The sequence below is a fragment of the Bacillus cereus group sp. BfR-BA-01524 genome, from assembly GCF_022662595.1.
In the GTDB taxonomy this organism is placed as follows: Bacteria; Bacillota; Bacilli; order Bacillales; family Bacillaceae_G; genus Bacillus_A; species Bacillus_A thuringiensis_S.
On sequence record NZ_JAKUDW010000131.1, the window covers coordinates 1 to 13,025 of the forward strand.

A 13,025-nucleotide genomic window follows, 5' to 3' on the forward strand; every position below is an offset into this window, starting at 1 on the left:
GGTCCGCAAGGGATACAAGGAGTAACTGGTGCGACAGGAGATCAAGGCCCACAGGGAATCCAAGGCCCGCAAGGCGACATAGGTCCAACTGGTCCCCAAGGAATTCAAGGGTTACAAGGTCCCCAAGGGATTCAAGGAGCAACCGGAGCCACTGGAGCACAAGGTCCACAGGGTATTCAAGGTATTCAAGGAATTCAAGGTCCGACAGGCCCACAAGGCCCAACTGGAATCCAAGGGGTACAAGGAGAGATAGGTCCAACCGGTCCACAAGGTGTGCAAGGATTGCAAGGCCCACAAGGTCCGACAGGGGCAACGGGAGCACAAGGTCCCCAAGGAGTTCAAGGGATACAAGGCCCAACGGGAGCGACAGGAGCAACCGGATCGACAGGTCCACAAGGAATTCAAGGCCCGCAAGGAATCCAAGGTCCAGCGGGGGCAACTGGAGCAACAGGTTCACAAGGTCCAACTGGAGATACAGGTCCAACCGGCTCACAAGGAATCCAAGGTCCAACTGGTCCAACCGGAGCTGGAGCAACCGGAGCGACAGGAGCGACCGGAGTCAGTACAACTGCAACGTATGCGTTTGCGAATAATACATCAGGAACCGCTATTTCCGTTTTATTAGGTGGTACGAATATACCGTTACCAAACAATCAAAATATTGGACCAGGAATAACCGTTAGTGGTGGAAATACTGTATTTACAGTTGCGAATGCAGGAAACTATTATATAGCCTATACAATTAATTTAACGGCAGGATTACTTGTAAGTTCGCGTATAACTGTAAATGGTAGTCCGCTTGCGGGAACGATAAACTCCCCGGCAGTGGCTACTGGTTCATTTAGTGCACCAATAATTGCTAACTTGCCTGCTGGAGCCACTGTTAGCTTGCAGTTATTTGGATTAGTTGCAATAGCTACATTATCAACGACAACGCCAGGGGCTACTCTAACTATTATTAGATTAAGTTAATAAGCAGAAAACCTTGAAACCTTTATGTTTCAAGGTTTTTTTATCCTTGTATCTGGAAGTAAACTTCGTTAACCAGGGGGAGTGGATACCCTCTAATTATTTAAAGTTTCACTTTATTCACTTGAGCAAAAACATCGCAGTTCGAAAATATATTATAATAGAATGAAAAGAAAGAAATTTGGCAGAAAGGGAGGGTGGCGATGCGGGAGATGGTTAAAGATTTTTTTGGACGCCCACTTCAAGATTTACGTATATCTGTCATTGATCGTTGCAATTTTAGATGTACATATTGTATGCCAGCGGAAATATTTGGGCCAGATTATGCTTTTTTGAAAGATGAGTTTTTACTAACTTTTGATGAAATTGAGCGTTTGGCAAAATTATTTGTTAACATCGGTGTACGAAAAATTAGAATTACTGGCGGTGAGCCACTACTTCGTAAAGATTTAGCAAAACTTATTGCACGTCTTGTGAAAATTGATGGGCTAATAGATATAGGGTTAACGACAAATGCTATCCATTTAACGAAACAAGCGAAGGCATTAAAAGAAGCTGGATTACATAGAGTGAATGTTAGTTTAGATGCGATAGATGACGACATATTTAAGAATATTAATGGTCGAAATATTAATACGAAACCGGTGATTAAGGGAATTATAGCAGCTAAAGAGGCGGGGCTGGAAGTAAAGGTAAATATGGTTGTGAAAAAAGGGATGAATGATCATCAAGTACTTCCGATGGCTGCGTATTTTAAAGAGCAAGGGATCACGCTTAGGTTTATTGAGTTTATGGATGTTGGTAGTACAAATGGGTGGAATTTTGATCAAGTGGTTACAAAACGAGAATTGATTGAGATGATTCATAAGGTGTATCCGCTTGAGCCAGCTGAAGCCCATTACTTTGGTGAAGTTGCGAAGCGATATCGGTATGTTGGAACAAATGTTGAAGTTGGTTTTATTACATCTGTTTCTGAGTCATTTTGTGCCTCTTGTACGAGGGCGAGAATTTCGGCAGATGGAAAGTTTTATACGTGCTTATTTGCGACAGAGGGTTTGAATGTAAGAGAACTTCTTAGAGGAAATCTTTCGGATGAGGAGTTATTAAGTGTTATACAAGATGTATGGATGAATAGAAAAGATAGGTATTCGGATGAACGGACAGAAGAAAGTGCAAAAAATCGTCCGAAAATCGAAATGTCTTATATAGGAGGATAAGAAAGGGGGCTATCGCATGCAGGAGCGATATTCAAGACAAATATTATTTTCTGGTGTTGGAGAAGAAGGACAGAGAAAAATAAGAGAGAAGCATGTGCTTATTATTGGTGCTGGTGCTCTCGGTGCGGCAAATGCAGAAGCGATTGTTAGAGCAGGGGTTGGAAAAGTAAAGATTGCTGATCGTGATTATGTAGAATGGAGTAATTTACAAAGACAACAACTATATACGGAAGAAGATGCAAAGCAGTATAAACCGAAGGCGATAGCGGCTGCAGAACATTTACAAGCGATTAATTCTGAGGTGGAAATAAATCCGGTTGTGACGGATGTAACGGTGCAAGAAATGGAAGAGTTAGTGCGTGATGTAGATTTAATATTAGATGCGACAGATAATTTTGAAACGCGTCTTCTCATTAATGATATTTCACAAAAGTATAATATTCCGTGGATATATGGTGGTTGCGTCGGGAGTTACGGAGTAACGTATACAATTTTACCAGGGAAAACACCGTGTTTTCGCTGTCTAATGGAGCATCCAGCGAGCGGAGCAACATGTGACACAGCTGGTATTATACAACCGGCTGTACAATTAGTAGTTGCGCATCAAATTACGGAAGCGTTGAAAATATTAGTAGAAGACTTTGGGGCGCTTCGTGAAACGATGTTATCGTTTGATCTTTGGAATAATCAACAGATGGCATTTAAAGTGAATAGACAGAAAAAAGATACTTGTTTATCTTGCGGAAGGTTACGTACATATCCGAGTTTAACATTTGAAGCACAAACAAAAACAGAAGTGTTATGTGGGCGAAATACAGTGCAAATTCGCCCGGGTGTGCGTAAGAACTTTAATTTAGAAGAAATTAAAAAGCGCTTACAAAGAAGCGTAGAGATAAAGGCGACACCTTATTTATTATCATTTCCGGTAGAAGAATATCGTTTTGTTTTATTTACAGATGGCAGGGCGTTTATTCATGGGACGAATGATATGAATGTAGCGAAAAGTTTATATGCAAGATATATAGGTTGAACCTAAAGGATTTCCTTTAGGTTCAACGGAGAGAGGATTATGAATTTCTCGTATAATCTCCACTTTTTCCACCTGTTTTTTCAAGTAAGTACGTTTCGCCGATAATCATACCTTTATCGACAGCTTTACACATATCATACACAGTAAGAGCGGTAGCGGAAGCAGCTGTTAAAGCTTCCATTTCAACACCGGTGCTACCTTCTGTTTTAACTTTTACTTCAATGAGTAAACGATATTGTTCTTCTGATTGTTTCCAATCGAAAGAAACGTCAACACCTTTTAATAATAAAGGATGGCACATTGGGATAATATCAGAAGTACGTTTCGCAGCCATAATGCCTGCGATTTGCGCAACTGCTAATACGTCACCTTTCCCAATTTCATTGTGAGAGATTTTATCGTAAATTTCTTTCGTAACGACAATGCTAGAGCACGCAATTGCTGTTCGAACGGTTGCTTTTTTGTCGCTTATATCAACCATTTTTGCGCGTCCTTGGTCATTAAAATGTGTAAATGAAGACATGGAATTCCTCCTTGAAGTAATTTCTATTGAATACATAAAGTTTAATCGAGATAAAAAAAATTGCAAATATGAGGTGAGAAACGATGGTAGAAAAACGAATTCCAATTCAAGTTGCTGAGGCAGTAGAACGGGTAATGAAATATGCGAAGCATGGTGAAGTAGAAGAAATTTCTATTACGGAAAGTTACGGGAGAATTCTCGGGGAAGATGTTGTCTCAGATCATGACGTTCCTCATTTTGATCGTTCCCCTTACGATGGTTTCGCCATTCGAGCAGAAGATACGAAAGAAGCAACCCAAGAGAATCCAATTGAATTTGAAGTAATAGGAGAAATCGGGGCGGGTTCTGTTTTTTTAGAAGAAGTAGGAGCTTTTGAAGCGATTCGCATTATGACAGGAGCAGCTATTCCAGAAGAATGTAATGCAGTCGTAATGCTCGAGCTGACAGAAGGGTTTGAGAAGAACGGGAAAACATATATGAAGTTAAAACGCCCTTTTAATAACGGTGACAATGTGTCGTTTAAAGGAGAAGACATAAAACAAAATCAAGTTCTTGTTAAGAAAGGTGTTGCAATTAATCCAGGTGTTGCGGCCTTACTAGCAACGTTTGGATATAGCACTGTGAAAGTTGTAAAACAGCCTGTTGTCGGTATTGTAACGACGGGAAGTGAATTATTAGAAGTGCATGAGCCGTTACAGCCGGGGAAAATTAGAAATAGTAACTCGTATATGATCGCAGCTCAAATTATGAAAGCTGGCGGGAAAGTTCGTTATTATGGTCAACTCGCCGATGAGCTAGATGCATGTTTTACAGCTATTCAATTAGCGATGGATGAGGTGGATATTTTAATTACAACAGGTGGTGTATCGGTAGGAGATTATGACTACTTACCAGCTATTTATGAAAGGTTACAGGCGAATGTACTCTTTAATAAAATAGCGATGAGACCGGGAAGTGTAACGACAGTAGCTGAAGTTGATGGGAAGTTACTTTTCGGTTTATCAGGAAATCCGTCTGCTTGTTATGTAGGTTTTGAATTATTTGTGCAACCAATTATAAAAACGTATTTGTATGCGAAGGAACCTCACGTATATAGAGCGGATGCTATTTTACAAAAAGATTTTCCAAAGCCAAATCCATTTACTCGTTTCGTAAGAGCGAACGTAACGATTGTGGACGGGGCGTTACAAGCGATGCCGGTTGGTTTAGACAAATCGAGTGCGGTATCTTCACTTGCAGATGCGAATGCTTTTATCGTGTTACCTGGAGGAACGAGAGGATTTGAGACCGGAATGAAAGTATCCATATTATTGTTAGAGCACTCTGAGGGATGTGATTGGCCATGGGCAAAGCCCCTTCAATCTTACAAATAGTAGGATATCAAAATAGCGGGAAAACGACACTTGTAGAGAAAATTGTGCATGTGTTAGCTGAAAGTGAAATGAAAGTTGCTACAATTAAACATCACGGGCACGGAGGTTTTCCAGAAGTAGCGCAAAAAGATAGCGAAAGACACCGTAAAGCTGGTGCTGTCGTAAGTAGTGTAGAAGGTGCTGGATTGCTTTCACTTTCTTCACTAAGAAAGAAATGGTCCTTGCAAGAAATTATTCGCTTATATGAGTTTTTTGAAGTGGATACAATTTTAATAGAGGGCTATAAAAAAGAGAACTACTCGAAAGTAGTGTTACTTCGTTCTGCGGAAGACGTTGAGCTTTTACATAAAGTAGAAAATATAGTAGCGGTTATTACGTGGTATGATGCCCCGGCAAATATACGAGAAGAATATAAAGTATTTCATATAACAGAAGAAGAGTTGTACATAGACTGGTTTTTACAAACGGTTAGGAGTGCGAAATGACAAATACATATTATGAAGTAATTGCTACAGAAATCTCGATTGAAGAGGTAACGAAGAAAGTGATTCGACGTGAATGCGGTGCTGTTACAACATTTATTGGAACGGTTAGAGAGTTTACGAAAGGGCGTCGTACATTATACTTAGAGTATGTTGCTTATAAGACGATGGCAGAAAAGATGCTAGAGAAAATTGGCCTGGAAGTGAAAGAGAAATGGCCGGGGACATATGTTGCGATTACACATCGCATCGGTACGTTGCAAATTTCTGATATAGCGGTTGTTGTTGCTGTTTCAACACCACACCGTAAAGCGGCTTATGAAGCGAACGAATATATTATGGAATGCATAAAACAAATTGTTCCGATTTGGAAAAAGGAGTTTTGGGAAGATGGTGACTCATGGATTGGTGATCAATTAGAAAAAACACCATATCCGGCGGGAGAGCCTGGGAAGGAGCTATAAGTATGATTCGAGTATTGTTATTTGCGCACCTGCAAGAAGAAGCAGGGACAAGTGAATTACAAATAGAGAAAGAAAATATTACGGTTGCAGAGTTAAAAGATGTTGTTGCGAAAGAATATAATGTACCAGTTTCAGAGCCAATTATGGTTGCGATTAATGAAGAATACGCAAATGAAGATGACAGGATCCAAGATGGTGATGTGGTTGCACTTATACCACCAGTGAGCGGTGGTTAATATTGGATTCATTAAAACGACTTTCCTACATAGGGAAAGTCGTTTTTTTATGGCAGTTTTGAGAACACTAATCTATAGAACAAGGAGGGAACTATGAAAAAAATATGTGTAGTTATCACAATGCTATGTGCGGCCTTTTTCTCTTCTCCAAGCAATTCTTTCGCGAAAGAATCAAGGGAACAGCTTTTAGAGAGTGCGTTATTGAATAGGTACTATTCGGTTATTAGACAAGTGACAAAAGATCAATATGAATGTGATTCAGTTATAAATATAAAGCGTCTTGGCAGGACAGATGAATTTGTTCCTAGATTTGAAGTGACTCTACAATTTCTTACATTTCAAGGGGCGCATAATCCGCCAAATGACAAAGTTACACTTACTTTGGAGGATTATTTAGATCATATAAAGGTAAAAAATGTGGAGCGAGAAAAAAATGTTTCTAATGATGTTGTAGAAAAGATTTGTGCTCGCAAAAAAGAAAAAATGAAAGCTCATTCTAATGATTGAGAGCGGCAACTTATTCCGCTATTTACGGGAGGATTAAAGTTTCAATTTATGACATTTTACAGAGAAAGGTAATGGGCGATGGATATATTTTTAGCAATTTTACCAGCTATATTTTGGGGGAGTATTGTGCTATTTAACGTAAAACTGGGCGGGGGACCGTATAGTCAAACGCTCGGAACAACGTTTGGAGCACTTATTTTCTCAATTGTTGTTTATATTTTTATGAAGCCAGTATTAACACCTACCGTTATTGGAGTTGGAGTTGTGTCAGGTTTATTTTGGGCGCTTGGTCAGGCGAATCAATTGAAAAGTATTGATTTAATGGGCGTTTCGAGGACGATGCCAATTTCAACAGGACTTCAATTAGTTGCGACGACTTTATTTGGCGTTATCGTATTTCATGAATGGTCCACGACAATATCTGTCGTCCTTGGGATTTTAGCGCTCGTTTGTATTATTGTCGGTGTTATTTTAACATCACTTCAAAGTGAAGAAGAAAAAAATGCAGAGCAAGCAGCAAATTTTAAAAGAGGTATCATAATTTTATTAATTTCAACAGTCGGTTATTTAGTTTACGTAGTAGTGATTAGGTTATTTAACGTAGATGGTTGGTCGGCTTTATTACCACAAGCAGTTGGTATGGTATTAGGGGGGATTTTACTTACGTTTAAGCATCATCCATTTAATAAATATGCGATACGAAATATTATTCCAGGATTAATATGGGCAGCTGGAAATATGTTTTTATTCATTTCACAACCGCGTGTCGGAGTCGCAACAAGTTTCTCGCTATCGCAAATGGGAATTATTATTTCCACGCTTGGGGGGATCCTTATATTAGGTGAAAAGAAAACGAAACGCCAATTAACGGGTATCGTTGTCGGTATCGTTTTTATTATTGCAGCCGGAATTATGTTAGGTATAGCAAAAAGTTAAAGGAGGTATTGAAATGTATAGTGATTTAGAAGGAAAAGTGGTCGTTATTACAGGATCAGCAACTGGTCTTGGTAGGGCGATGGGAGTAAGGTTTGCTAAGGAAAAAGCGAAAGTGGTTATTAATTATCGCTCACGAGAATCAGAAGCAAATGATGTGTTAGAAGAAATTAAAAAGGTAGGCGGAGAAGCGATTGCTGTAAAAGGTGATGTCACGGTCGAATCAGATGTTGTGAATCTCATTCAATCTGCTGTGAAAGAATTTGGTACGCTTGACGTTATGATTAATAATGCAGGGATAGAAAATGCAGTACCGTCGCATGAAATGCCACTTGAAGATTGGAATAAGGTAATTAATACAAATTTAACAGGTGCTTTTTTAGGAAGTCGTGAAGCGATTAAATATTTTGTAGAACATGACATTAAAGGGTCTGTCATTAATATGTCTAGTGTTCATGAGAAAATTCCGTGGCCACTATTTGTGCACTATGCAGCGAGTAAGGGTGGCATTAAACTGATGACAGAAACGTTAGCGCTAGAATATGCGCCAAAAGGTATTCGAGTAAATAATATAGGACCAGGTGCAATTAATACGCCGATCAATGCAGAAAAGTTTGCTGATCCAAAGCAGCGGGCTGACGTAGAAAGTATGATACCGATGGGCTATATTGGAAAACCTGAAGAAATTGCAGCAGTAGCAACTTGGCTTGCTTCATCAGAGGCGAGTTACGTAACTGGAATTACGTTATTTGCAGATGGTGGAATGACTTTATACCCATCGTTTCAAGCTGGGCGTGGGTAATATGAAAAGGACAAAGAGTTTATCTCTTTGTCCTTTTTTTACAAAAAAAATAGCGTTCAGCTATTTTAAATTTAATGATTAATTGTATCTTGAAGAAATTCTGTTGCTTGATGTTCAGTAACATTTTGTACGAGCGCGACTTCGCTGATCATCATTTTTCGTGCATTATCTAGCATTTGTTTTTCGCTCGCATTTAATGCTCTCTCTTTATTACGGCGAAGTAAATCCCGAACAACTTCTGCGCTATCTTGTAAATTGCCATTTTTCATTTTTTCCATATTCATTGTATATCTTTGTTTCCATGAGAGTGATGGGTCTGACTCCCCGTTTTGAAATTCAAGAAGTATATCATCTAACGTACCTCGATCAACGATATAACGAATACCCGATTTTTTTAATTGATCCATCGGAAGCATTACTTGCATATCTTTACTAATGATGCGTATCACACAATATTGACGTGAAGTACCTAATATTTCTTTCTCTTCAATTGCTTCGATGATTCCTGCACCGTGCATTGGATAAACGATTTTATCACCAATTTGAAACAAATCATCCACCTCCATATGTGGTAACCACTTTTAATGATAGCATACATATGTAAAAATGTCAAATTTTATATAATAACATAATATTTATATTCGAGTCAATAAGATAAAGTTCTTTTTTTATGTTTTTTTTGGGAGCCTTATTTATAGTGATTTTTTTAGAAAAATAGTACAGGTGAAGAAAGAAGGCATATCCACTTATTTTTAAGCATAAAATGTAAAAGCGCTAATACAATATACCTAAATCCGTTCTTTGCAAAGGAGGGAGAGAAGGTGGGGCGCACAATAAAAATTGATATTACAAATAAAGTTGTAGCTAAATTTAGACAAAATTATTTGGAATTATATACGAGTAAATTTATGATAGGTAAGTTTTATGTCTATACTGAAGATAAAGAATATGTGTTAGAAGACGGATATATATATGAGAATGGAAAGTTTTATCGCATCATAGATACGCACCGTGGCAATAATCAAGCGGCGGAGGGCTGCGATCTAGGACGGTGTTAACATGATTCGTGTGAAAGTATTTGATGAAAGTCACGAAAAAGACTTAGAAGATGCTGTAAATGTTTTTTTGAAAAAGATTGATGATAGCAACTTTGTAGATATTAAATATCAAGTTGGTGTTTCCATTAACGACGATGAAAACCAAATTTATTGTTTTTCAGCAATGATCGTTTATAAAGCATAAAAAAGAGCTGGGTGAGCCAGCTCTTTTTTATGCTTTATGTTGGGACAACATGTGTCGGTAATACATTCATAATAGATTGGGGGGCGCCTGATTTCTTTGTCGTTAAAAGAGGCTCCCCTGTTTCATGGTTTTGGGCATCTTTACACATACCAAGGTGATAACGATCACCTAAAAATGGATCAATATAAAAACCGTTTTTGAATACTTTATCATTTGGATGTTTTTCATGATGAATATCAGAGCAGTTAATGCAATAGAACATAGCGTTCAACCCCTTTTTATTTTGTTTGAAAAAAGTGAGTCGGTAGTCATTTCGCTCCTAAGGAAATGTTGAGGAGAAGAGAAATAACTACCTACTCAAATGGTGGGCATATTCCTTCTGATTTGTCATATCTCGCGTATTGTCCCTGAGGGAAGGAGGAGAGACGAAGTACGCATGATATAAGTAAGGCGTTTCTTTCAATATGAATGATGGAGTTTCATGTTGAGAGAAGTTTTTATTTTGTATTGCCTTTGTGAGTATATTATGAGGAAATGCTAAGAGGGTGTTTGTCCTGTTGAAAAAATGTTGAGAATTTCTCAACAGTAAAAGAATTAGCGTTGACATGAAACTAAAAGGTGTTATATTATCGAAGTGAAACCAAAAGGTGTTATGTTATAACGCTGAGTAAAGGAGAATGAAAATGGAACAACAAAATACATTAAATGATATTAAACAAACAATCGTTTTTAACGCGTCCATTCAAAAGGTATGGAGTGTAGTATCAACTGCAGAAGGGATTGCGTCATGGTTTATGCCAAATGATTTTGTATTAGAGGTAGGGCATGAATTTCATGTGCAATCGCCATTTGGGCCATCACCATGTAAAGTGTTAGAAATTGATGAGCCAAACCATTTATCTTTCTCATGGGATACAGATGGCTGGGTTGTTTCATTTAATTTGAAAGACTTAGGAGATAACAAAACAGAATTTACGTTAATTCACGGCGGCTGGAAACATCCTGATGAAATTCTTCCGAAAGCGAATGCGAAGAGCTCTATTATTCGCGATAGAATGAGCGGTGGTTGGGTAGCGATTGTAAATGAAAAACTGAAAAAGGTTGTCGAAGGCTAAGTGTCCTCGTCAGCAGCGAAATATGATGTATTTCAAGCAATTGCTGATCCAACCCGCCGAGAAGTAATACGGTTATTAAGTGACAAAGAGTTACCGATTTCCAAAATAACGGATCATTTTCCGATGAGTCGTACTGCGGTTGTAAAGCACCTTCATATTCTTTCGGAAGCGAATTTAGTAAGTGGAAGAAAAAGCGGAAGAGAGAAGATATATCGTTTGCATCCAGAACCATTAGAGGAATTACAGCAGTGGCTCTCGTATTATGAGCGTTTTTGGGATAATAAATTATCCATGCTGAAACATATTGTGGAGAATGATGAATAAAAAAAGGGTGACCACAATGGTCATCCTTTTTATTGTTGCTCACTTGTTTGTGTAGCTGGCTTTAATAAAAGCCAAGCAATAATTAATGTAAATACTGCTAATACGAAAGTGCTCATATAAATGACGTGTACGCTTGATGCTAATGCGGATTGTGATTCGGTTACTACGTTTGCTGTAGTACCGCCATGTCCACCAGATACAAGATCAAGATTTTTAATACCACGTGCGTGAATCATCGTATTGAAGATTGTACCGAATATTGCAGCACCTAACGTTTGACTAAATGTATTAATAAATGTATTTAAACCAACAGCTGTTCCGCGTGTATGAGCTGGTACGGCTGCTTGAATTGTTACCATGTAAATCGGTGTCACAAGCCCCATTCCTAAGCCGAATAATCCGACTGCTACATAAATAAGGAACGATGGTGAATTGGTTGATAGTGTAAATAATAAGAACGTAGCGACTGATAAAATGCTAGCTCCAAGTAAAATGATTTGTTTTGTTTTTAATTTGCCTACTAAGTTACCAGAGAAAATAGCGCCAAATGTCCACATAACAGGAATTGGCATTAAAATAAGTCCAGCTTCTGTCGCATTTTTCCCTAATACACCTTGACTCCAAATTGGAAGGTACATTGTAATACTAATAATCATTGCGCCAGCAATAAGAGTTAATATATTTATCGTAGATAATGTACGGTTAGAGAAAAGTGCTAAAGGAATTAATGGTTCCGGAGATTTTTTCTCGATGAACAAGAAAATAATGAATGAAATAGCGGCAAAGATTAATAGGCCGATAATTGTCATGTCTCCCCAGTTTTGCTTACTGCTACCTGTTAATAATGCATATAGTAGAGCGATTGTACTTAATGAGAAGACTGTTGCACCAAGATAATCGATATGATGTTTAGCAGGTTTAATAGATTCTTTGTAGTAAATTACAATCATTAAGCAAGCGATAATTCCGAATGGGACGTTTAAGAAGAAAATATAACGCCAAGAAAGAGAATCAACTAAAAATCCACCTACTAACGGTCCGATAACACCGGATACACCCCAAACGGCACTCATCCAACCTTGTGCTTTCGCGCGGTCTTTCGCTTCGCTATATAAGTCTCCAATAATCGTCATTGTGATTGGCATAACAGCGCCAGCACCGATACCTTGAAGCGCGCGGAAGAAAATTAATTGTTCCATCGATGTAACGACTCCGCAAAGTGCAGAACCGACTAAAAAGATTGTAGCTCCGATAAGTAAAACTTTTTTACGACCAAATAAATCAGCGAGCTTTCCGTATATTGGAGTCGAAACAGCTGTTGCAAGCATATAAATTGCATATACCCAACTAACAAGTTCGACGCCTGACAAATCACTCGTTATACGAGGGATTGCTGTACTAACAATCGTTCCTTCTACCGCAGAAAGAAACGTCATTAACATTAAAGACATCATGACTTTTTTTCTCATTTGTTTTCCCCTTACCCTTTTTTAAATATTCAACAATATAAAATATAAAGGTACTAAGGTATATAAAGCAACAAAAAAGCAATGGGAAGTTAAGTGGAGCGTATATTTGTCGTTTCTTGTCGGTAAGTCTATAAATTTGGGGAATCGCCGATATAAGTTGCAGAATGGCTGATATATTTGGGAAATCGCCGATATAATTACAGAATGGCTGATATATCTGTGGAATCACCGATAATAATTTCATGTACCTATTAAAAAAGAAACAGGAATCCCTGTTTCTTTTTTAATATTGCATTTTCGCGTTTTCTCCAGCTGTCGTTCCGGCAATTCTACCAGTAA

The 13,025-nt window shown here is 38.3% G+C and carries 18 protein-coding genes; 14 read left to right on the plus strand and 4 right to left on the minus strand.

Translation table 11 applies throughout. The features are described 5' to 3' along the window. The 3 genes from MR170_RS27605 to MR170_RS27615 all read left to right on the plus strand — a co-directional run. A partial coding sequence (locus MR170_RS27605) for a BclA C-terminal domain-containing protein (protein WP_481746790.1) occupies positions 1-972 on the plus strand: 972 nt, incomplete at its 5' end. A 200-nt stretch (positions 973-1,172) separates the two neighbouring features. Continuing rightward, complete coding sequence (gene moaA, locus MR170_RS27610) at positions 1,173-2,186, plus strand: GTP 3',8-cyclase MoaA (protein WP_016080014.1); 1,014 nt, start codon at positions 1,173-1,175, stop codon at positions 2,184-2,186. 16 nt (positions 2,187-2,202) lie between these two features. Beyond that, positions 2,203-3,216, plus strand: coding sequence for a molybdopterin-synthase adenylyltransferase MoeB (locus tag MR170_RS27615; RefSeq protein ID WP_242310175.1), 1,014 nt, complete (start codon positions 2,203-2,205; stop codon positions 3,214-3,216). Positions 3,217-3,253: 37 nt separating this feature from the next. Here MR170_RS27615 and moaC read toward each other — a convergent pair whose 3' ends face one another. Further along, positions 3,254-3,739 (minus strand): cyclic pyranopterin monophosphate synthase MoaC, encoded by a 486-nt coding sequence (moaC, locus tag MR170_RS27620; protein ID WP_000094146.1) that lies wholly within the window; start codon positions 3,737-3,739, stop codon positions 3,254-3,256. A gap of 83 nt (positions 3,740-3,822) precedes the next feature. On the opposite strand from moaC, the gene MR170_RS27625 reads away from it, so the two are divergent. The 7 genes from MR170_RS27625 (at position 3,823) to MR170_RS27655 (ending at position 8,536) form a co-directional block, all read left to right on the plus strand. Further along, on the plus strand, positions 3,823-5,112 hold the full coding sequence (locus MR170_RS27625) for a molybdopterin molybdotransferase MoeA (protein WP_242310177.1): 1,290 nt from the start codon (positions 3,823-3,825) through the stop codon (positions 5,110-5,112). Next, on the plus strand, positions 5,082-5,597 hold the full coding sequence (mobB, locus tag MR170_RS27630; RefSeq protein ID WP_042969130.1) for a molybdopterin-guanine dinucleotide biosynthesis protein B: 516 nt from the start codon (positions 5,082-5,084) through the stop codon (positions 5,595-5,597). Before MR170_RS27625 ends, mobB begins: the two co-directional genes overlap by 31 nt. Further along, positions 5,594-6,058, plus strand: a complete 465-nt coding sequence (gene moaE, locus MR170_RS27635; RefSeq protein WP_242310179.1) for a molybdopterin synthase catalytic subunit MoaE — start codon at positions 5,594-5,596, stop codon at positions 6,056-6,058. The genes mobB and moaE overlap by 4 nt, the downstream gene beginning before the upstream one ends. A 2-nt stretch (positions 6,059-6,060) precedes the next feature. After that, positions 6,061-6,294: a molybdopterin converting factor subunit 1 gene (gene moaD, locus MR170_RS27640; RefSeq protein WP_242310181.1), complete on the plus strand. Its 234-nt coding sequence runs from the start codon at positions 6,061-6,063 to the stop codon at positions 6,292-6,294. Positions 6,295-6,387: 93 nt separating this feature from the next. Further along, positions 6,388-6,801 carry a DUF3888 domain-containing protein gene (locus MR170_RS27645; protein WP_016080019.1) on the plus strand — a complete coding sequence of 138 codons (414 nt, stop codon included), beginning with the start codon at positions 6,388-6,390 and terminating at the stop codon, positions 6,799-6,801. A 78-nt stretch (positions 6,802-6,879) separates the two neighbouring features. Then, positions 6,880-7,737 (plus strand): glucose uptake protein GlcU, encoded by an 858-nt coding sequence (gene glcU / locus MR170_RS27650; RefSeq protein WP_000350865.1) that lies wholly within the window; start codon positions 6,880-6,882, stop codon positions 7,735-7,737. A gap of 13 nt (positions 7,738-7,750) precedes the next feature. Beyond that, a complete protein-coding gene (locus MR170_RS27655; RefSeq protein WP_213744105.1) occupies positions 7,751-8,536 on the plus strand; it encodes a glucose 1-dehydrogenase in 786 nt (261 codons plus the stop codon). A gap of 71 nt (positions 8,537-8,607) precedes the next feature. Here MR170_RS27655 and MR170_RS27660 read toward each other — a convergent pair whose 3' ends face one another. Continuing rightward, the gene (locus MR170_RS27660) at positions 8,608-9,102 is read right to left on the minus strand and encodes a CarD family transcriptional regulator (RefSeq protein WP_000451442.1); all 495 of its coding nucleotides are present in this window, start codon (positions 9,100-9,102) and stop codon (positions 8,608-8,610) included. Between the two features lie 255 nt (positions 9,103-9,357). On the opposite strand from MR170_RS27660, the gene MR170_RS27665 reads away from it, so the two are divergent. After that, positions 9,358-9,594 carry a DUF2553 family protein gene (locus MR170_RS27665; protein ID WP_000533806.1) on the plus strand — a complete coding sequence of 79 codons (237 nt, stop codon included), beginning with the start codon at positions 9,358-9,360 and terminating at the stop codon, positions 9,592-9,594. Between the two features lies 1 nt (position 9,595). Beyond that, on the plus strand, positions 9,596-9,778 hold the full coding sequence (locus tag MR170_RS27670) for a sporulation protein Cse60 (RefSeq protein WP_000621751.1): 183 nt from the start codon (positions 9,596-9,598) through the stop codon (positions 9,776-9,778). A gap of 34 nt (positions 9,779-9,812) precedes the next feature. Here MR170_RS27670 and MR170_RS27675 read toward each other — a convergent pair whose 3' ends face one another. Next, entirely contained in the window at positions 9,813-10,040 is a 228-nt protein-coding gene (locus tag MR170_RS27675; protein WP_078186251.1) for a DUF3973 domain-containing protein, read from the minus strand. A gap of 421 nt (positions 10,041-10,461) precedes the next feature. On the opposite strand from MR170_RS27675, the gene MR170_RS27680 reads away from it, so the two are divergent. Both MR170_RS27680 and MR170_RS27685 read left to right on the plus strand, forming a co-directional pair. Further along, positions 10,462-10,893, plus strand: coding sequence for an SRPBCC family protein (locus MR170_RS27680; RefSeq protein WP_000437769.1), 432 nt, complete (start codon positions 10,462-10,464; stop codon positions 10,891-10,893). Continuing rightward, on the plus strand, positions 10,894-11,217 hold the full coding sequence (locus MR170_RS27685; protein ID WP_016080024.1) for an ArsR/SmtB family transcription factor: 324 nt from the start codon (positions 10,894-10,896) through the stop codon (positions 11,215-11,217). Between the two features lie 29 nt (positions 11,218-11,246). Here MR170_RS27685 and MR170_RS27690 read toward each other — a convergent pair whose 3' ends face one another. After that, positions 11,247-12,686 (minus strand): MDR family MFS transporter, encoded by a 1,440-nt coding sequence (locus tag MR170_RS27690; protein ID WP_242310183.1) that lies wholly within the window; start codon positions 12,684-12,686, stop codon positions 11,247-11,249. Between the last annotated feature and the right edge of the window lie 339 nt (positions 12,687-13,025).